This is a genomic window from Lentzea aerocolonigenes (assembly GCF_000974445.1).
GTDB lineage: Bacteria > Actinomycetota > Actinomycetes > Mycobacteriales > Pseudonocardiaceae > Lentzea > Lentzea aerocolonigenes.
In genome coordinates this window covers 365167-387043 of record NZ_BBOJ01000006.1, presented here as the reverse complement: position 1 = coordinate 387043, position 21877 = coordinate 365167, and the positions used below count along the sequence as shown (strand labels likewise).

Annotated in this window: 5 protein-coding genes (1 of these 5 cut by a window edge); 4 read left to right on the top strand and 1 reads right to left on the bottom strand. The window is 69.9% G+C overall.

Features of this window, described 5'->3' with window-relative positions; all coding sequences use genetic code 11:
• Positions 1-51: 51 nt before the first annotated feature.
• Genes AOM45_RS51765 through AOM45_RS14440 form a run of 3 tightly spaced genes read left to right on the top strand, consistent with a single transcriptional unit; the run spans position 52 to position 2074 of the window.
• Entirely contained in the window at positions 52-354 is a 303-nt protein-coding gene (locus AOM45_RS51765) for a 3-hydroxyacyl-ACP dehydratase FabZ family protein (protein ID WP_051784485.1), read from the top strand.
• On the top strand, positions 351-824 hold the full coding sequence (locus tag AOM45_RS14445; protein WP_030472192.1) for a 3-hydroxyacyl-ACP dehydratase FabZ family protein: 474 nt from the start codon (positions 351-353) through the stop codon (positions 822-824). Before AOM45_RS51765 ends, AOM45_RS14445 begins: the two co-directional genes overlap by 4 nt.
• A complete protein-coding gene (locus AOM45_RS14440) occupies positions 821-2074 on the top strand; it encodes an alpha/beta hydrolase family protein (RefSeq protein WP_051784484.1) in 1254 nt (417 codons plus the stop codon). The genes AOM45_RS14445 and AOM45_RS14440 overlap by 4 nt, the downstream gene beginning before the upstream one ends.
• Positions 2075-2455: 381 nt before the next feature.
• Here the strand turns inward: AOM45_RS14440 and AOM45_RS14435 are convergent, their stop codons facing one another.
• Positions 2456-3967, bottom strand: coding sequence for an ArnT family glycosyltransferase (locus AOM45_RS14435; protein ID WP_030472190.1), 1512 nt, complete (start codon positions 3965-3967; stop codon positions 2456-2458).
• Between the two features lie 894 nt (positions 3968-4861).
• Here AOM45_RS14435 and AOM45_RS14430 point away from each other — a divergent pair.
• Positions 4862-21877, top strand: partial view of a non-ribosomal peptide synthetase gene (locus AOM45_RS14430; RefSeq protein ID WP_059362449.1) — the 5' portion only. It continues 13842 nt past the right edge of the window; the window shows 17016 of its 30858 coding nt (coding positions 1-17016); its start codon is at positions 4862-4864; the stop codon falls past the right edge of the window.

Here is a 21877-nt window from a genome sequence, read left to right as displayed (position 1 = left end):
CGGCCCCGTCTCGTCCAGCCACCGTCCTGTGTGGATGGTTGCTGGACCGCGGTGCTGGAACTCGGTGTCTCACCGCGAGAGCCGGTCTTCGCCGGGCACTTCCCGGACCTGCCCATCTTTCCGGGTGTCTGTCTGGTCGAATGCGTCCACCTGGCGGTCCGCCAGGTGGTGCCGGACAGCCCTGCCGGACTCGTCGCCGTGGACTCGGTCAGGTTCCAGTCGCCGGTCTTCCCGCACGACGTGATCACGATCTCGCTGCGCTGGGATCAGCACGTTTGTGAGGCTCGTGTCGGCACGGACAGGGGCCCGGCCGCGGTGGTTCGTCTCAGGCTCGGCAAGAGGAGCGCGGCGTGATCGGCGTGACGGAGATCAAGAAGCTGCTTCCGCACCGGTACCCGATGTTGCTGGTGGACGGGGCGACGTGGACGGACGACGGGACGAGGCTGGTGGTGGTCAAGGCGGTCAGCTGCAACGAGCCCTGGTACGACGAGATCGGTGACGACGATGACCACGCCTACCCGGAGACGCTGGTCGTCGAGTCGTGGATGCAGGCCGTCGGGGTGGTGCTCGGCCTCACCGGCGCCCTTGACCTGCCTCGCGACCACGTGATGCTCGCGGGAAAGCTGTCCGGGCTGGAGTTCCGCCGCCGGGTGGTCCCAGGCGAGGTGCTGCACCACGACGTCCGGGTGGTGCGGGCGATACCCGGCACGGTGATCGTCTCCGGTGAGACCCGCGTCGGCGGAGAGGTCGTGCTGTCGCTGGAACGGGTCGTGCTCGCGATCCGCCCGGCCGGAACGCTGCCCGCGGCGGTGGGCACGTCGTGATCCGGACCAGGGAGGTGTCCTTCGAGAACGCGGGGACGACTCTGCGCGGCACACTTCACGTACCGGCCCGCGGCACCGGCAGACCCGGCGTGGTGCTGGTGCACGGATCGGGGCCAGGACCCCGGTCCTCGCTCACGGCGCACGCCGAGGCTTTCGCGCGCGAGGGCATCGTCGCGCTGACTTACGACAAGCGCACCGAGGGCTACTCGGCCACCCGGCGCGACTACGGCCTGCTGGCCGCGGACGCGCTCGCCGCGGTCAGGCTGCTCGCCGCGCAACCGGAGACCGACCGGAAGCGGGTCGGGCTGTGGGGTTTCTCCGAGGGCGGCTGGGTGGCACCCCTGGCGGCGTCCCGTTCGGACGAGATCGCGTACGTGGTTCTGGTCGGGGCCAGCGGACTGTCGCCGGCCCGCCAGCAGGGCTGGGCGCTGGAGACCTACCTGCGCCGCAACGGCGTGCGGGGCGCGCTGGTGGACGCTCTGGCGGAAGTGGGGATCCGGCAGCTCGCGGGTGCCGGTCTGTTCGCGGAGGCGCACCACGACGGCGTGTCGGTGCTCCGCACGCTGCGCCAGCCGGTGCTGGCGCTTTGGGGTCAACACGACAGTGTCGTGCCGCCGGGGGAGAGTCTGCTGATCTTCCGCGAGGCGCTGGCGGACAACGATCGGATCACCCTCCGAGTGGTTCCGGCAGCGGATCACGGTGTGTGCGAACCGGGGCAACCGGAGAAGCTCGCACCCGGCTACGTCGAGTTCGTGACGTCCTGGATCACAGGCGTGCCGGCGACCGCGTGGCCCGCAACCAGTGCTGTGCCACCGGTGCAAGCCGTGTACAGCAGGACGGTCGACCCGCTGGCGTGGTGGGAGTCGACCGGTGTCCAGTGCGCCGCCGTGGCGTTGTTCTTCATCGCGTTCCCCGGCAGCCTGAGCCGGCCGGGGGAACTGGACCGAGTAGGCCGCTGGGCGGCCGTGCTCGGCTCGGTCACCGTTGGTGGCTGGATCGTCTACTTCCTCCGCGTCACCGTGGATGAGAAACCCGCGCTGGGACCGATGTTCGGTGGCCGGACCCTTCCCTGGCTGGCCCTGCAGGGGACGGCGGCGGCGACCGTGGCGACCACGGCTCTCACCGCGGTGCGGGCGAGACGGCTCTGGCCCCGGCTTCCCGGCGCGGCGAAGGCGAGGCTCGGCCTGCTGATCGCGGGCGGTCTCGCCATGGTGCCGTGGGGTCGCTACTGGCGGCTGCTGCGGCGCTGACGCGTTCGGCCAACGCCGGATCCGTGGCGGCCGTCCGCCTCGGGCGGCCGTCATGTCCTGTACACCCGGCCGACTGTGACGTGAGGGACGGGACGCTTTCCGCAAACAGGCTCCGGCACGTTACGAGCGGCCGCGCCGGGCGGTGCCTGGCCCGGCCGGCGGCAAGGCGAGGTCGCGTGTCCTCGCTTCGGAGTTGAGGCCCGTGACGTGCTGGTCGGCATGGAAGTCCTTTTCGGACGAATTGGGAGGATCCATTGTGTGTCAACGGTGTTCGGCCGTGTTGAACGGTGACCAACGGCACCGTCGTGAGCTGCGGTTTCGGTGTTTTGGCAGGTAGTGTGCTTGATCGACTGTGGGGCAAGGGGTCACAGAGGTGCGGTCTCAGTAGGCGCCCACCAACCGGTACCTGGGCCACAGCTCGGCCCACGGCGCGCGCGGGCCGCGGCACACCGAGATGGCCCGGCCGTGCTCCCTGGTCTCGAGCCCGTACCCGTTGTCGATGCGCGCCAGCGCGGCGCACTCGCGGAAGTCGCGCGCCAGCCGGTCCTCGGGCAGGGCCACCGCGATCACCACGTCCGCGGTGTCGGGCGGTGGTCCCCGGAAGTACAGCTCGTTGTGTCCACTGTAGACCTGCGGGAGTGGTCGGTCGTCGGCCAGCCAGTGCAGCGCGCCCGCTTCGCCGTAGTTCTCCGTCAGCACGATGGCGCGCGACTGTTCGTCTGCCGGCAGTGCGGCGTAGGCGTCGGCGACCTGTCCGACCAGTTGCGGCCAGCCGATGGTCTCCGTCGTCAGACTCGTCAGCGGGAGCTGCGCGTACACCCGCTCCGGCACCACCGGCAAGGTGATCGCCACCTGCGCCACAGCGAACAGTGACAGCACCGACACCGCCGCGGGCCACCGCGCACGGCCCCTGTCCAACCACCCGTCCGCGACGACGCAGCCCGCGGCGACCAGCGGAGGCAGGTAGCCCTCCGTGTAGTCGATGCCGCTCGGCGCGACGACGAGCACCAGGGTCGTGCCGACGAGATAGGCCACTCCCAGCGGCCGTGCCGGTCGCCATGCGGGGTGGCGGAGCAGGCCGACCAGGCCTGCCACCAGGATCGGGGCCACTGCCGGCCCGACCAGCATCGCCAGGTCGACGGGGAACAGCACTCCGTCCGTCCAGTGGCCGTCGGACAACGACCGTGCCATGACGAGCTGCGGCCAGCCGTTGACCGCTTGGTAGAGCAGGTTCGGCGCGCCGATCACGAGCGTCAGCCCGGCACCCGCCCATAACCACCGGCTGCGCAGCTCCTGCCACGGCCCCATCAGCAGCATTGCCGCCAACAGCGTCAGCGGCAGCAGAATGATGACCCACTTGGCGTACGTCGCCACCCCGCACGTCACACCGACGGCGAGCCACCACCTGCCGTCCCCGCGCAGCAGCGCCCGCAGCGCGAACAGCGTCACCGCGCACCAGGCGACGATGTCCGGGCTGTTGGTCAGCAGGAAGTGCCCGATGGTGAGCGTGGTCACCGACGTGCCCACGGCGGCCGCCGCGAGCACCTGCGCGCGCGGTCCGCCGCCCAGCTCCGCGGCGATCAGCGCGGAGAGCACGACGATCGCGACGCCGCACAGCAGGGCCGGCATCCGGATGCCCGACACCGTGTCGCCGAACACCACCGCACCTGCCTTCGCGAGCAGCGGCGCGAGTGGTGGCTGGTCGAAGTAACCCCAGCGCGGCTCGTCGCCCAGCATCCGGAAGTACAGCTCGTCGACCATGAGCCCGTAGCGTCCGGCGAACGGCAGCACCACGGCCGCGTAGAGCACCGCGACGACCGCCACCGGGCCTCGCGCGAGCGGGGCGGCCGTGCCGGCCCGTGTTGCCACGTCCTGCACCGTCAGCACCGGCATCGATCCCCCCAACGGCCGCGCGAATGGGCGACCGGGTGATTTGGAGCGGCCTCGTCCGCGACAGGAATGTCAAGCCGCACGGATGCGGTGATCCGCTGCCACCGCGGTCGCGATGCTACCGAGATCACCGGCCCGGTGAATGATTCATTCCGTTTGGAAAGATCGACAACCGGTGCCGGCTGATTTGCGGCACTGGTCAGCCGGGTGCATTTGGCGCAATCCGTGGGTGGTGGCGGATTGTCGCCACGTTTGCAGAACCCTTGGGTTCACCTATTGTCTGCCGGTCGAGGCGTTTCGGTCACTGCCCGTGTTTGGGCGAGTGCCTCAGGTGACCGGTGCAATTAACATTGCTGCATTGGGTGGAGGGCCGGTTTGTAGAGCTGCGTAACACCTCAAATTGGACTGTTCGGTGGATTCGACCAGTTCACAAGCCTGGTTAACCTCGCTTCGTCACTTCAGTGGCGCAGGGGGCTTCTTTGGGGTGGTCGCTTCCGTTGGTCTGGTTGATTCGCCGCACGAATCGGCTGGATTGATGGATGAGCGGGGGGTGTCGTGGTTGTTCGGCGAGAATTCGTGTACAAGTCGCGCGCGGGCTCGGTATTAGCCTCGCTGCCGATGAACGTCGCCCGTTTTCGGGATTGTCGACGAGATCCGCACGGGATGGCCACCGGTCTTCGCGCCTGCTCGCGTCCGTGACGCCACCGGCCGCGGAGCACGTGGCCGGCCGGGTTCGGCCGCGAAGTCCGCTCTGCGGAGTTCCTTCTTCACCCGCGGTATCTCAGCCTCCGGCGATCGCTCCGTTCTCTCGTGGCGGAGCGGTTTCGCACGTGTCGGCAGCGGCACGCCAACCCGCTCGCGCAGTGGCGGAGGTCATCGATCAGGAGGGGCGGTTCTGTGGTTGAGCGGCGCGCACCCGGCGTTCGGTACTCGCTGACCGCGGCGCAGCTGGACATGTGGCTGTCCGCGGAACTGCTCGGGGACACCCCGGAGTTCAACCCGGCGCAGTACGTGGTGCTGCACGGGCCCCTGGACGAGGAGCTCCTGCGGCGCAGTGCCCAGGTCGCGGCGGAGGAAACCGATGCCTACCGGCTGTTCTTCGGTGAGCACGCGGACGGTTCGCCGTGGCAGGCCTTCGCCGACGAGCTGCCCGGCGAGGTCATGCCCGTGGTGGACCTGCGCGCACAGGACGATCCGGCGGGCGCGGCCGTGGCGTGGATGCACGCCGAGGGCGCCCGGCCGATCGACCACCGGATGGCGCCGCTCTGGCGCTGGGCGCTGCTGCGCGTCGCCGACGACGAGAGCTGGTGGTACCACCGGGCGCACCACCTCGTCTCGGACATCTTCTCGTTCAACCTGATCACGCACCGGGTGGCGGAGGTCTACGCCGGTGCGCACCGGCCCCGCCACTTCGGTTCGTGGGCCGAGGTCGTGGCAGAGGACCAGGCTTACCGGCGGTCCGCCGACCGGGCCGCGGACGAGCGGTACTGGCTGGACACGGTGCCCGGCCGGGAAGAAGGCCGTCCCGAACGCCGGCGCCCGTCACGGCGGCGTACGGTCGCGGTCGACGCGGCGTTGCGCGGTGCCGTCCTCGATCGCTGCGCCGAGCTGGGGATGCGCGTTTCGCACTTCCTCGTGTCGGCGTTCGCGGCCTACCGGCGGCAGCTCGCCGATCACGAAGACGTGGTGTTCGGCCTCGCCACGGCCGCGCGCCGGAGTCCGTTGGCGCGCACCACTCCCGGGCTGCTCGCGAACGTCGCCCCCGTTGTCCTGCACCTGCCGGACGACACGACGGTCCGGCAGCTGACCGGCGCCACCGCCGCGCGGCTGGCGGAGATCGCCGTCAGGTCGCGGTACCGGGGTGAGGACCTGGCCCGGCGGCTCGGGGCCACCGGCAACGGCGCGTGGTTCGGCCCCACGCTCAACGTGATCGACCTCAACCGGCCGCTCTCGTTCGGCGCGGAGGTGCACGCCGACGTGCCCCGCAACCTGTCGGTCGGGCCGATCCGCGACCTCACCGTCACCACCTACGGCTGGTCTCGTGGTGGGCAGGCGTGGCTGGACGTCGACGTGGAGGACGGCGTCGCCGCCGGCGCGGAACTGGCGTTGCACGAGGAACGGTTCCTCGACGTGCTCGACCGGATCGCGCGCGGTCCGCTGGACGGCGCCGTCTCCTCGTCCACTGTGGACCATAGTCGTACCCGGAGCTGGGGAGCGGGAACCGCGCCGGGTGTCACCTCGTGCGTACCGGACCTGATCGCGGGTCACGCCGTGACGCGGCCCGAACGGCCCGCGGTCGTGTGCGGTCAGGAGCAGCTCTCGTTCGGCGAACTGGGGGAGCGGGCCGACGCGCTCGCCGCTCGGCTCCGGCAGGCGGGCGTCACCGTGGAGTCGCCGGTCGCGGTGCTGGTGCCGCGCGGGATCGAGCTGGCGGTCGCCTTCCAGGGTGTGTTGCGCAGCGGTGGCGTCTACGTGCCGATCAATCCCGGGCTTCCCGCGGAACGGCTGGCGTTCCTGCTGGCCGGCGTGACGGTCGCGGTCACGACCGCGGCTCTCGCCGGTGAGCTCGCCGGGTTCACCGGCGAGGTGCTGGTGCTCGACGACGTGGTTTCGGGCGCCGGGGTGTCTTCGGTGCGCATCGACCCGGCTGCGCTGGCGTACCTGGCCTACACGTCGGGATCGACGGGACGGCCCAAGGGTGTGGCGGTGACGCACGGCGCGTTGTCGTCGTACGTGGACGGCTGGCGCCAGGCACTCGGCGCGCTGGGCGGGGCCGGCACGGTGCTGTCGATGTCGGGGCCGGGGTTCGACGTCTCCATCGGTGACATGACCCGCGCTCTGGCGTTCGGGCAGACCGTGGTGTTCCTGCCGCACGACGAAGCCGTGTCCGTCGAGTCGTTGCACCGCACGCTGGTGGACCACGAGGTAGAGGTCGCGGAGATCGTGCCTGGCATGCTGCTGCGCGATCTCGCCGCCCACTGCCGCGAGGCGGGTCCGGTCGAGTCGCTGCGGCTGGTCATCTCCGGCACTGACATGTGGACCTACGACGCACTCGTGTCCGCGGTCGCGGACGTGGCGCCCAATGCGGTGCCGGGCAACGTCTTCGGCGTGACCGAGGCCGCGATCGACTCGATCTTCCACCCCGTCGTGGAGCGGCCGGAGCACGAGGGCGAGGTCGTGCCGATCGGCCTGCCGCTCGCCGGGGTCGACGTTTTCGTCGTCGACGGCCGGATGCGGCCGGCGCCCGTGGGCGTCGAGGGTGAGCTGCTGGTCGGCGGGCCGGGACTCGCCCGGGGTTACGCCGGACGCCCGGACCTGACCGCGGAACGGTTCCTGCCCGACGTGTTCGGTGGCTCGGGCGGCCGGTTGTACCGCACCGGTGACCGGGCCCGGTGGCGTGCCGACGGCGTGCTCGAGTTCCTCGGTCGCGTGGACGAGCAGGTCAAGATCCGCGGGTATCGCGTGGAGCCGGGTGAGGTCGAGGTGGTTCTCGGTGATCACCCGGATGTGCGTGATGTCGTTGTGGTGGCGCGGGATGGCGGTCCGCACGGTGGCAAGCGGCTCGTTGCGTACGTGGTGGGTGAGTTCAGTGCGAAGGTGTTGCGGGAGTGGTTGCGCGAGCGGGTGCCGGACTACTTGGTGCCGTCGGTGTTCGTTGCGCTGGACCGGCTTCCGCTGACGCCGAACGGCAAGGTCGACCGCCGGAACCTGCCCGACCCGGAGCCTGGCACGGCGGAAGCCTACGAGGCACCGCGAACGTCCGTTGAGGACACTCTGGCGGCCGTGTGGTCGCAGGTGCTCGGGGTCGGCCGTGTCGGTGTGCACGACAACTTCTTCGAGCTGGGCGGCGACTCGATCCTGAGCCTGCAGATCGTGGCCCGCGCCCGTGCCGCCGGTCTGGGTGTGGACGTCGCCGACGTGCTGACCCGCCAGACCGTCGCCGAGCTGGCGGCCGTCGTGCGTGACACGCCGGTGGTGACGTCGGCGGAGCAGGGCGTGGTGACCGGCCCGGTGCCGCTGACGCCGATCCAGCACTGGTTCCTGGCGCAGGACATCGCCGACCGCGACCACTGGAACTGGTCGGGGGTGTTCGAGCTGGCACCGGGCACCGACCCAGCCCGGCTCGCCGGCGCACTCGCCGCCCTGATCGACCACCACGACGCCCTGCGGATCCGGTTCTCGGCCGACGGTCAGCACAACGCCGGGATCGAGCCCGTCGATCTCCTGCGGGTCGTCGCGGTGCGCGACGATGACGTGGCCGCCGAGATGACGGCGGCGCACAAGTCGTTGCGGCTGGCCGACGGTCCGCTGGTGGCGGCGGTCTACCTCGACCGCGGTTCCGAACCGGCCTGGCTGGGCCTGATCGTCCACCACGTGGTGATGGACGGCGTGTCGTGGAACGTGTTGCTGGAGGATCTCGGCACCGCGTACCGCGCTGAGGCGTTGGGGCCGAAGACGACCTCGTTCCGGCAGTGGTCTGAGCACCTGGCGGGGTTGGAGGTCGGCGGGGAACGGGACCACTGGGTCGCGGCGACGTCGAACGTGAGCGCACTGCCTGTCGACGGTGTCGGGCCCAACGACGAGCGGTCCGCGCGGGTCCACACGACGTGGCTCGACGCCGGGACCACCGCCGCGTTGCTCGGTGACGCGCACAAGGCGTATCGCACGCGGGGCAACGACTTGCTGCTCGCGGCGCTGGTGCGCACGCTCGGTCCGTGGGCCGGCACCGACGACCTGACCATCGACCTGGAGAGCCACGGCCGTGAGGGCCTGGACCTGTCGAGGACCGTCGGGTGGTTCACGTCGATCTTCCCGGTGCGGCTGAGCCGGCACGAGGACCCCGGTGCGACGGTGAAGGCGGTCAAGGAGCAGCTGCGGGCCGTGCCGCGCCGCGGAGTGGGCTACGGCGTGCTGCGGTGGCTGCACGGCGAACTGGCGGACGCTCCGGACCGTCCGGTGCTGTTCAACTACCTGGGAGCCACCGGGGGCACCGGGGACCTGCTGCGCCGTGAGCTGCCGGCGCACCTGCGCGGTGCCGCGACGGCCGGTCGTGGCACGCGGTCCCACCTGCTCAACCTGGAGGTGACGCGCACCGCGGACGGGCGGCTGCGCGTCGAGTGGCACTACAGCGCGAACCTGCACACGACGGCGACCATCGGCCGGCTGGCCGAGACCTACCAGCGTGAGCTGGAGGGGCTGGTCGAGCACTGCCGGTCCGGGGTCTCCGGCTTCACGCCGTCGGACTTCCCGTTGGCGTCGTTGGCCCAGCACGAGATCGACCGGCTGGCGGCGCGGTTCCCGGGGCTGGCGGACGTGTACCGGTTGGCGCCGGTGCAGTCGGGCATGCTGTTCGGGGTCGTGGGCGCCCCTGCCGAAGGCGACGGACTCTATTGGGGCCAGGGGGTTTACGAGCTCACCGGAACCGTGGACGCCGACCGGCTCGCGGGGGCGTGGCGGTCGGTGATCGCGCGTCAGGCGGCGTTGCGGAGCGGGTTCGTGTGGGAGGGCGTCAGCGAACCGGTGCAGGTCGTGCTCGCCGATGTCGACGTTCCGGTGCAGCTGTGCGACTGGTCCGGTCTCGACGCGGACGCCCAGCACGCCGGGTTGCGGGAGCTGCTGGATTCCGATCGGGCGCTGGGTTTCGACCTGGCGGCGCCGCCGTTGCTGCGCCTGTACCTCGTCGACCGGGGTCGCGGGCAGCACTGGCTCGTCTGGGGGCTGTATCAGGGTTTGTGCGACGGGTGGAGCCTGCCCGTCGTGATGGACGAGGTGTGCGCCGAGTACGCGGGCCGGTCGCTCGGACCGGTGAGGTCGTACCGGGAGTTCATCGCCTGGCTGGACGGGCGCGATCCGGGCGAGGCCGAGGGGTTCTGGCGGTCCTGTTTGGACGGCTTCGAGGCACCCACGCCGTTGCCGGTGGATCGGTTGGCCGCCAGCCACTACGCGCAAGACCGGAGCCGGACCGCGCTCGACGCCGATGTCACGGCCAGGATCGTCGACCTGGCCCGCCGCGAGCGCGTGACGTTGTCGGCGGTGGTGCAGGCGGCGTGGGCGAAGGTGTTGTCGGCGTCGTCGGGTGAGGACGATGTGGTGTTCGGCCTGACGGTGTCGGGCCGCCCGCCCGAGCTGGCCGGTGTCGAGTCGACCGTGGGCCTGTTCATCAACACTTTGCCCGTGCGGGTTGTCGTCCCCGGCGACGTGCCGTTCACGTCGTGGCTGCGCGAGGTGCGCGACAACCAGGTCGCGGTGCAACGGTTCGAGTACACGCCGCTGGTCGACGTGCAGCGCTGGTCGGCTGTGCCCGGCGGCCGCGCGTTGTTCGACAGCATCGTCGTGCTGCGCAACTACCCCGGCGGCACGACCCGCGTCGCCGACTTCGAGCTGTCGCCACTGCTCGACTCGGTGGAGCAGGGCAACTACCCGCTCACCTTCGCCGTCGACGTGGACGACACGCTGCGCGTCGAGGCGGAGTTCTCGACGGCGGCGTTCGACGCGGTCACGGTCGAACGGATCCTCGACCAGCTCGTGGTCGTGCTGACGGCGGTGGCCGAGCGGCCGGACCTGGCGGTGCGCGACGTGCCCTTGCACCGGCCGGAGCAGGCGGCGGCGTTGGTGGCGTGGGGCGAGACCCGCGCACCCGCCGCCGAACGGCCGGTGCCGGACCTGATCGGCGACTGGGCGCGGATCTCGCCCGAGGTCGCGGTGGTCTGCGGTGCGGAGAGCCTGACGTACGCCGAGCTGGGTTTCCGGGCGGAGGCACTGGCCGGGCGGCTCCAGCGGGCCGGAGTGGTGCCGGGGTCCCGGGTCGCGGTCCTGGTGCCACGCGGGATCGAGCTGGCGGTGGCCTTCCAGGGTGTGTTGCGCAGCGGTGGCGTGTACGTGCCGATCAATCCCGGGCTTCCCGCGGAACGGCTGGAGTTCCTGCTGGCCGACGCCGGTGTGGTCGCCGCGGTCACGATGTCGGCGCTGGCCGGCGAGCTGGCAGGGCTCGCCGGGGTGGTGCTGCTGGACGACGACTCTCCGGGTTTCGGGGCGTTGCCGGTGCGGATCCATCCCGAGGCTTTGGCCTATGTGGCATACACCTCGGGCTCGACCGGGCGGCCGAAGGGTGTGGCGGTGACGCATGCCGCGTTGTCGTCGTACGTGGCGGGGTGGCGCGCCGGGCTCGCCGAGCTGGGTGGTCCGGGCACGGTGTTGTCGATGTCCGGTCCCGGTTTCGACGTGTCGATCGGGGACATGACGCGGGCGTTGGCTTTTGGGCGGACAGTGGTGTTCCTGCCGCACGACGAGCACGTGACAGTGGAGTCGTTGCACGAGACCTTGGTGGAGCACGAGGTCGAGGTCGCGGAGATCGTGCCGGGCATGCTGTTGCGCGACCTGGCCGCCCACTGCCGGGAGGCTGGTCCGGTCAAGTCGTTGCGGTTGGTGATCTCGGGTACGGACCTGTGGACGCATGAGGCGTTGACTGTCGCGGTGTCCGAGGTGGCGCCGAATGCGGTGGCGGGCAACGTGTTCGGGGTGACCGAGGCGGCGATCGACTCGATCTTCCACGTGGTGGGTGAGGATCATCCTGCCGCGGTGGTGCCGATTGGCACTCCGCTCGCCGGTGCGCGAGCCGTCGTGGTCGACCGCATGATGCGGCCGGTGCCGGTGGGTGTGCCCGGTGAGCTGCTGGTCGGTGGTCCTGGCGTGGCTCAGGGTTATGTGGGGCGGCCGGATCTCACGGCTGAGCGGTTTGTGCCGGATGTGTTCGGTTCGGTTGGTGGTCGGTTGTACCGCACTGGTGACCGGGCGCGGTGGCGGGCGGACGGGACGATCGAGTTCCTGGGTCGTGTGGACGAGCAGGTGAAGATCCGTGGTTATCGGGTCGAGCCGGGTGAGGTCGAGGTGGTCCTTGGTGATCACCCGGATGTGCGTGATGTCGTTGTGGTGGCTCGGGATGGCGGTCCGCACGGCGGGAAGCGGCTCGTTGCGTACGTGGTGGGTGAATTCAGCGCGAAGGTGTTGCGGGACTGGTTGCGCTCGCGGGTCCCGGACTTCCTGGTGCCGTCGGTGTTCGTTGGCCTGGAGCGGTTGCCGCTCACCCCGAACGGCAAGGTCGACCGTCGCGGGCTGCCGGAGCCGGAGGCTGAGGTCGGTGAGGCGTACGTCGCGCCCCGGACCGCTGTCGAGGAGACGCTCGCGGCGGTGTGGGGCGGGGTGTTGGGCGTTGAGCGCGTTGGGGTGCATGACAACTTCTTCGAGTTGGGTGGCGACTCGATCCTGAGCTTGCAGATCGTGGCGCGCGTTCGCGCCGCCGGTCTGGGTGTCGACGTGGCGGACGTGTTCGCCCACCAGACCATCGCCGAGCTCGCGCTCGCCGTGCGCGACACCCCCGTGGTCTCGGTGGCGGAGCAGGGCGTCGTCACCGGTCCGGTGCCGTTGACGCCGATTCAGCGGTGGTTCCTGGCGCAGGACATCCCGGACCGCGACCACTGGAACTGGTCGGGTGTGTTCGAGTTGGCGCCCGGCACCGATCCGAACCGGTTGCGACAGGCGCTCGATGTTGTGGTGGCGCACCACGACGCACTGCGGATTCGCTTCGGCGTTTCTCAGCACAACGCACCGGTTGAGGGTGGCGGGTTCCTGCGGGTTGTCGAAGCGGCGGATGTCGTTGCGGAGATGACCGCGGCGCAGAAGTCGTTGCGGTTGGCCGATGGTCCGCTGGTTGCGGCCGTGTTCTTCGATCGGGGTTCCGAGCCTGCGTGGCTTGGTTTGACCGTGCATCACCTCGTGATGGACGGCGTGTCCTGGAACGTGTTGCTGGAGGACCTCGACACCGCGTACCGGTCGGAGGCGTTGGGACCGAAGACGGTGTCGTTCCAGCAGTGGGCCTCGCACCTGCAGGAGTTGGAGGTCGGCGGGGAACGGGACCACTGGAGCGCGGCGACGGCCGACGTGGTCGCGCTGCCGGTCGACGGGGACGGCCCGAACACCGAGGACTCCGGGGCGGTGGTGCGCACCTGGCTGGACGCCGCCACCACGACCGCCCTGTTCGGTGAGGCGCACAAGGCCTACCGGACGCAGGCCAACGACCTGCTGCTCGCCGCACTGGCGCACGTCCTGGGGGACTGGGCGGGCAGCGACCACGTCACGATCGACGTCGAGAGCCACGGCCGCGAGGGCCTGGACCTGTCGCGGACGGTCGGGTGGTTCACGTCGATCTTCCCGGTGCGGTTGAGCGGTCACGCCGATCTGGGCTCGGCGATCAAGGCGGTGAAGGAAGAGCTGCGGGCGGTGCCGCGCCGAGGTGTGGGCTATGGCGTCCTGCGGTGGCTGCGGGGTGAGTTCGCCGAGGCACCGGATCGGCCCGTGCTGTTCAACTACCTCGGCGCCTTCGACGCCGTCGGCTCGGCTGGCCTGATCCGCCGTGAGCTCGCGGCCGAGCTCGCCGGTCCGCTGCAGGGACCCGGTGGTACCAGGGCGTATCCGCTGCAGCTCGAGGTGGTCCGCGCGGACGACGGCCGGCTGCGGATCGACTGGCTGCACAGCACGAACCTGCACGAGTCCGCCACCGTCGAACGGGTCGCGGCGCGGTACGTCGAGGCGTTGCACGCACTGGTGGCGCACTGCCGGTCCGGCGTTTCAGGTTTCACGCCGTCGGACTTCCCGTTGGCGTCGCTGAGCCAGGGCGAGGTTGACGGTCTAGCGGAGCGCTATCAGTTGATGGACGTGTACCGGTTGGCGCCGGTGCAGTCTGGCATGTTGTTCGGTGTCGTCGGCTCTCCGGTTGACGGTCTGTACTGGGGTCAGAGCGTCTACGACCTGACCGGACCGATCGACGCGGACCGGCTGGCCGGCGCCTGGCGTCAGGTGATCAACAGGCACGCCGCGTTGCGGAGCGGGTTCGTGTGGGAGGGCGTCAGCGAGCCGGTGCAGGTCGTGCTCGCGGACGTGGAGGTTCCGCTTGAGCAGCGGGATTGGTCTCGGCTTGACGACGGTGCTCAGCAGGTGCGGTTGCGGGAGTTGCTGGCTTCCGATCGGGCGTTGGGTTTCGATCTGGCGGCGCCGCCGTTGATGAGGTTGTACCTCGTTGATCGCGGTGAGGGCCGGTTGTGGTTGGTGTGGGGGCTGTACCAGGGTTTGTGCGACGGGTGGAGCCTGCCGGTCGTCATGGACGAGGTGTTCGCGGCGTACGAAGGCAAGGCTCTCGGTCCGGCGCGGCCGTACCGCGAGTTCATCGCGTGGCTCGACGGGCGTGACCCGGACGAGTCCGAAGGTTTCTGGCGGTCCTTTTTGGACGGCTTCGAGGCGCCCACACCGTTGCCCGTGGACCGGTTGGCGGCGAGTCATTACGCCCAGGACCGCCGCAGGACGATGCTGGACGAGGACGCCACGACCAAGCTGGCGGAGTTGGCGCGGCGTGAGCGCGTGACGTTGTCGACGGTGGTGCAGGCGGCGTGGGCGAAGGTGTTGTCGGCGTCGTCGGGTGAGGACGACGTGCTGTTCGGGCTCACCGTGTCGGGCCGCCCGGCCGACCTGGCCGGCGTGGAGTCGATGGTCGGGTTGTTCATCAACACGTTGCCCGTGCGGGCCGTGGTGCCCGTCGACACGCCGTTCACGTCGTGGCTGCACGAGTTGCAGGACAATCAGATTGCGCTGCAACGGTTCGAGTACACGCCGCTGGTCGACGTGCAGCGCTGGTCGGCTGTTCCGGGTGGCCGCGCGTTGTTCGACTCCATCGTCGTGTTCGGCAACTACCCGAGCCAGGAGCTGCCCGACGACGGCCAGGGCGGCTACGCGGGAGTCGATTCGGTGGAGCAGGGCAACTACCCGCTGACCTTCGCGGTCGACCTGGAGCGCCGGCTGCGCATCGAGGCGGAGTTCTCCACGGCCGCGTTCGACGCCTCGACGGTCGAGCGGATCCTCGACCAACTGGTGGTCGTGCTGACCGCGGTGGCGGAACGGCCGTCGCTGGCCGTCGTGGACGTTCCGTTGCAGCGTCCTGAGCAGGCCGCGCAACTGGTGGCGTGGGGCGAGACGCCGATCCCCGCTGTCGAGCCGACCGTGCCGGAGCTGATCCACAGCTGGGCGGACAGCGACGACACCGCCGTGGTGTGCGGTGACGAGCGGCTCTCGTTCGCCGAGTTGAATGCTCGGGCTGATGCGTTGGCCGTTCGGTTGCGGCGGGCCGGGGTGACGGTGGAGTCGCCGGTGGCGGTGCTGGTGCCGCGGGGGATCGAGTTGGCGGTGGCGTTCCAGGGTGTGTTGCGCTCCGGTGGCGTTTACGTGCCGATCAATCCCGGGTTGCCTGCCGAGCGGTTGGAGTTCCTGCTGGCCGATGCCGGTGTGGTTGCCGTGGTCACGACGGCGGCGTTGGCCGGTGAGCTGTCGGGTGTGGCTCGCGACGTGCTGCTGGTGGACGACGCGTCCGACACCACGAGCGGGTCGCTTGCCCCGGTTGACCGCAGTGCGTTGGCGTACATCGCGTACACCTCGGGTTCGACCGGCCGTCCCAAGGGCGTGGCCGTGACTCATGCCGCCCTGTCGTCCTACGTGGCCGGCTGGCGCGACGGTTTGGCCGCGTTGGGCGGTCCGGGCACCGTGCTGTCGATGTCCGGCCCGGGTTTCGACGTGTCGATCGGGGATATGACGCGGGCGTTGGCGTTCGGGCAGACGGTGGTGTTCCTGCCGCACGACGAGCACGTCTCGGTGGAGTCGCTGCATGCCACGCTGGTGAGGCACCAGGTCGAGGTCGCGGAGATCGTGCCGGGCATGCTCCTGCGCGACCTGGCGGCCCATTGCCGTGTCGCTGGTTCTGTGGAGAGCCTGCGTCTGGTGATCTCCGGCACCGACATGTGGACGCACGAGGCGTTGAGCGGTGCGGTGGCCGAGGTCGCGCCGAATGCGTTGGCGGGCAACGTGTTCGGGGTGACCGAGGCGGCGATCGACTCGATCTTCCACTCCGTCACCGACGATCATCCCGCGGCCGTGGTGCCCATTGGCACGCCGTTGGCCGGCGCCCGCGCTGTTGTCGTCGACTCCGCGATGCGGCCGGTTCCCGTCGGTGTTCCCGGTGAGCTGCTGGTCGGTGGTGCCGGGGTGGCGCGGGGCTACCTGGGGCGTCCCGACCTCACCGCCGCACGGTTCGTGCCGGACGTGTTCGGTGAGGCCGGTGGCCGGTTGTACCGCACGGGCGACCGCGCCCGGTGGCGGGCGGACGGGACCATCGAGTTCCTGGGCCGGGTGGACGAGCAGGTCAAGATCCGTGGTTACCGGGTCGAGCCCGGTGAGGTCGAGGTCGTTCTCGGTGATCACCCGGACGTGCGTGATGTCGTTGTGGTCGCCCGAGATGGTGGACCGCATGGTGGCAAGCGGCTGGTCGCGTACGTGGTGGGTGAGTTCAGTGCGAAGGTGTTGCGGGACTGGTTGCGCGAGCGGGTGCCGGATTACCTCGTGCCGTCGGTGTTCGTCGCGCTGGAACGGTTGCCGCTGACGCCGAACGGCAAGGTCGACCGTCGAGGACTTCCCGACCCCGAGCCGGAAACGAGCGTCGAGGCGTATGTCGCGCCACGCAACGCGGCCGAGGAAACCCTCGCCGCGGTGTGGAGCGGTGTGCTGGGGGTTGACCGTGTTGGCGTTCATGACAACTTCTTCGAGCTTGGTGGCGACTCGATCCTGAGCCTGCAGATCGTCGCCCGCGTTCGGGCGACCGGTCTGAACATCGCCGTGGCGGACGTGTTCGCCCACCAGACAGTCGCCGAGCTGGCGGGCGTGGTTCGCGACACCCCAGCGGTGACCCTGGCTGAACAGGGTGTGGTGGCCGGACCTGTCGCGCTGACGCCGATTCAGCACTGGTTCCTGGCCCAGGACATCCCGGACCGCGACCACTGGAACTGGTCGGGCGTGTTCGAGCTGGCGCCCGGCACCGATCCCGATCACCTGAGCCGGGCGCTCGATGTCCTTGTGGCGCACCACGACGCGTTGCGGATCCGCTTCAGCGAGGGACAGCAGTACAACGCGCCGGTCGATGGTGGCGGGTTCCTTCGCGTTGTCGAAGGGGCGGATGTCGTTGCGGAGATGACGGCGGCGCAGAAGTCGTTGCGGTTGGCTGATGGTCCGTTGGTAGCGGCTGTCTTCTTCGACCGCGGTTCTGAGCCTGCGTGGCTGGGTTTGACCGTGCATCACCTGGTGATGGACGGCGTGTCGTGGAACGTTCTGTTGGAGGACCTCGACACCGTTTACCGCGGTGGAGAGCTCGGGCCGAAGACGACGTCGTTCCAGCAGTGGGCGGACGTTCTGCGGGGACTGGACGCCGAGGAAGAACGCGAGATCTGGCTGGCCCAGACCGCGGACGTCGTGGACCTGCCGCAGGACCGCGAGGGGCCGAACACCGAGACGTCGGCCGGCGTCGTGCGGTCGTGGCTCGATGCCGACACCACCGCCGCGCTGCTGGGCGACGCCCATCGCGCCTACCGCACCCAGGCCAACGACCTGCTGCTGGCGGCTCTCGCCCAAGCGCTGGGCGAATGGGCGGGGAGCGATCACGTGACCGTGGACCTGGAGAGCCACGGCCGTGAGGCGGTGGCCGACGGCGTCGACCTGTCGCGCACGGTCGGGTTCTGCACGTCGATCTTCCCGGTGCGTCTCACGCACTCCGGCGATCCGGCGGGGGCGATCAAGGCGGTCAAGGAGGAGCTGCGGGCGATCCCGCGCCGCGGTGTCGGTTTCGGGGTGCTGCAAGACGAGCTGGCCGGTGCGCCGGATCGGCCGGTGCTGTTCAACTACCTGGGTGCGTTCGACGCCGTCGACTCGCTCGGGGTGATCCGCCGCGAGCTCCCGGTCGAGCTGGCCGGGCCGATGCAGGGGCCTGGCGGGACGCGGTCGCACGTCCTGCAGGTCGAAGCCCAGCAGGACGCGGACGGACGTCTGCGGGTCGAGTGGCACTTCAGCAACAACCTGCACGACACCGGCACGATCGAGCGCGTCGCCGCACGTTACGCGGAGGCGTTGCGGGAGCTGGTCGTGCATTGCCGGACGGCTGGTGGGTTCACGCCGTCGGACTTCCCGTTGGCGTCGTTGCCACAGCACGAGATCGACCGGCTCGTGGAGCGCTATCCGCTGGTGGACGTGTACCGGTTGGCGCCGGTGCAGTCGGGGATGTTGTTCGGGGTCGTGGGCTCTCCCGTCGACGGGCTCTACTGGGGTCAAGGGGTCTACGACCTGTCCGGTCCGATCGACGCCGGACGGCTCGCCGCTGCCTGGCGCGAGGTGATCGCTCGGCAGGCCGCGTTGCGGAGCGGGTTCGTGTGGGAGGGCGTCAGCGAACCGGTGCAGGTCGTGCTCTCGGACGTGGAGGTTCCGATCGAGCGGCGGGACTGGTCGCAGCTCGACGACGCTGCTCAGCAGGAGCAGCTGCAGGAGTTGCTGGCTTCCGATCGCGCGTTGGGTTTCGATCTGGCGGCGCCGCCGTTGATGAGGTTGTACCTCGTGGATCGCGGCGAGGGCCGGTTGTGGCTGGTGTGGGGCCTGTACCAGGGTTTGTGCGACGGGTGGAGCCTGCCGGTCGTCATGGACGAGGTGACCGCCGTCTACCGGGGCCAGTCCCTGGAGCCCGTGCGGTCCTACCGGGACTTCATCGCGTGGCTGGGCCGGCGTGACCCGGCTGAGTCCGAGGGGTTCTGGCGCGGCTACCTGGGCGGGTTCGCAGCTCCCACGCCACTTCCTGCCGACCGGTTGGCGGGCAGCCACTACGAGCAGGACCGGCGGCGCATGCGGCTGGACGAGACCGTCACCGGCGAGCTGGTCGAGTTGGCCCGCCGCGAGCGCGTGACGTTGTCGACGGTCGTTCAGGCCGCGTGGGCACTGTTGCTGTCGACGTACTCAGGTGACGACGACGTCGTGTTCGGTCTGACCGTGTCGGGCCGCCCGGCCGAACTGGCCGGCGTGGAGTCCGTGGTCGGGTTGTTCATCAACACGCTTCCGGTTCGGACTGTGGTCCCCGCGGAGACCCCGTTCACGTCGTGGCTGCACGAGTTGCAGGACAACCAGGTTGCGCTGCAACGGTTCGAGTACACACCTTTGGTGGATGTGCAGCGCTGGTCTGCCGTTCCCCACGGCCGCGCGTTGTTCGACTCCATCGTGGTGTTCGGCAACTACCCGCAGGAGGAGCTGCCGGAGGACCTGGGCGGCTTGCGGGCCACCGACTCGGTCGAGCAGGGCAACTACCCCCTGACCTTCGCCGTCGACCTGGAGCGCACGCTGCGCGTCGAGGCTGAGTTCTCGACGGCGGCGTTCGACGCGGCCACGGTAGAACGGATTCTCGACCAGCTCGCGGTCGTGCTGACGGCCGTGGCCGAGCGGCCGGACCTGGCGGTGCGCGACGTGCCGTTGCAGCGTCCGGAGCAGGCGGCGGAGCTGGTGGCGCTGGGTGCCACGCCGATGCCTTCCGCCGAACGACCGGTGCCGGACCTGATCGCGGGGTGGGCGTCGTCCGACGTGGCGGTGGTCTGCGGCGACGAGCGGTTGACGTTCGCCGAGCTGGGTGCTCGGGCCGATGCGCTGGCCGTTCGGTTGCGGCGGGCCGGGGTGACGGCCGAGTCGCCGGTCGCCGTGCTGGTGCCGCGCGGGGTCGAGCTGGCAGTCGCGTTCCTGGGCGTGTTGCGCAGCGGTGGCGTGTACGTGCCGATCAACCCAGGGCTGCCTGCTGAGCGGGTGGAGTTCCTGCTGGCTGATGCCGGTGTGGTGGCCGCGGTGACGACGGCGGCCTTGGCCGGTGAGCTGTCGGGTGCGGCCGGCGACGTACTGGTGGCCGACGGAGTGTTGCTGCTGGACGACGTGTCTGTGGTCGCCGGTGAGGTGCCGCTGTCCGAGGCAGTCGGTGAGGTGCTCGCCGCGGCCGATCCGAACGCGTTGGCGTACATCGCGTACACCTCGGGTTCGACCGGGCGGCCGAAGGGTGTGGCGGTGACTCATGCCGCCCTGTCGTCCTACGTGGCCGGTTGGCGTGACGGCCTGGCCGCGTTGGGTGGCCCTGGCACGGTCCTGTCGATGTCCGGCCCGGGTTTCGACGTGTCGATCGGTGACATGACTCGGGCCCTGGCGTTCGGGCAACGTGTGGTGTTCTTGCCGCACGACGAGCACGTGACCGTGGAGTCGCTGCACCGGACGTTGATCGACCACGAGGTCGAGGTCGCGGAGATCGTGCCCGGCATGTTGTTGCGCGATCTGGCGGCACACTGCCGTACCGCCGGCCCTGTGGAGAGCTTGCGGTTGGTGATCTCGGGTACCGACTTGTGGACGCATGAGGCGTTGACTGCCGCGGTGTCCGAGGTGGCGCCGAATGCGGTGGCGGGCAACGTGTTCGGGGTGACCGAGGCGGCGATCGACTCGATCTTCCACCCCGTCGGTGAGGATCATCCGTCGGCGGTGGTGCCGATCGGTACGCCTTTGGCCGGTGCTCGGGCTTTTGTGGTGGACGGGGCGTTGCGGCCGGTGCCGGTTGGCGTGCCGGGTGAGTTGCTGGTCGGTGGTCCGGGTGTGGCTCAGGGGTATGTGGGGCGGCCGGATTTGACCGCGGAACGGTTCGTGCCGGATGTGTTCGGTGCGGCTGGTGGTCGGTTGTACCGCACGGGTGACCGGGCGCGGTGGCGGGCGGACGGGACGATCGAGTTCTTGGGTCGTGTCGATGAGCAGGTGAAGATCCGGGGTTATCGGGTCGAGCCGGGTGAGGTCGAGGTGGTTCTCGGTGATCACCCGGATGTGCGTGATGTCGTTGTGGTGGCGCGGGATGGCGGTCCGCACGGTGGCAAGCGGCTCGTCGCCTACGTAGTGGGCGAGTTCAGCGCGAAGGTGTTGCGGGACTGGTTGCGCTCGCGGGTGCCGGACTACCTCGTTCCGTCGGTGTTCGTGGCACTGGAACGGCTGCCGCTCACCCCGAACGGCAAGGTCGACCGCCGGGGTCTGCCCGACCCCGAGCCCGAGGTGATCATCGGCGCGTACGTCGCGCCCCGGACCGTGGCGGAGGAGACCCTCGCCGCGGTGTGGAGTGGTGTGCTGGGCGTTGACCGTGTTGGTGTGCACGACAACTTCTTCGAGCTGGGTGGCGATTCGATCCTGAGCCTCCAGATCGTGGCTCGGGCTCGTGCCGCTGGACTCGGCATCGACGTGGCGGACGTGTTCGCCCACCAGACCATCGCCGAGCTCGCGCTCGCCGTGCGCGACACCCATGCGGTCTCGGTGGCGGAGCAGGGCGTGGTGACGGGACCTGTTCCGCTGACGCCGATTCAGCGATGGTTCCTGGCGCAGGACATTCGGGACCGCGACCACTGGAACTGGTCGGGGATGTTCGAGTTGGCGCCCGGCGCCGATCCTGATCGCTTGAGCCTGGCGCTCGATGCTGTGGTGGCGCATCACGATGCGCTGCGGATTCGGTTCGACTTGGACGGGCAGTACAACGCGCCGGTCGAGGGCGGTGGTTTCCTGCGCGTTGTCGAGGCGGCGGATGTCGTTGCGGAGATGACGGCGGCGCAGAAGTCGTTGCGGCTGGCGGACGGTCCGCTCCTGGCGGCGGTGTTCTTCGATCGTGGCTCTGAGCCTGCGTGGCTGGGTTTGACCGTGCATCACCTGGTGATGGACGGCGTGTCGTGGAACGTGTTGCTGGAAGACCTCGACACCGTCTACCAAGGCGGGCAGCTCGGGCCGAAGACGACCTCGTTCAAGGCGTGGGCCGAGCAGCTCCAGACCCTCGACGCCGAGGACGAGCGCGACCACTGGACCGCTGTCACCGCGGACGTCACGGCCGTGCCGGTGGACGGCAACGGTCCGAACACCGAGGAGTCCGGTGCGGTCGTGCAGTCGTGGCTCGACGCCGAGACGACGACGGCGTTGCTCGGTGAGGCGCACAGGGCGTACCGGACGCAGGGTCATGACCTG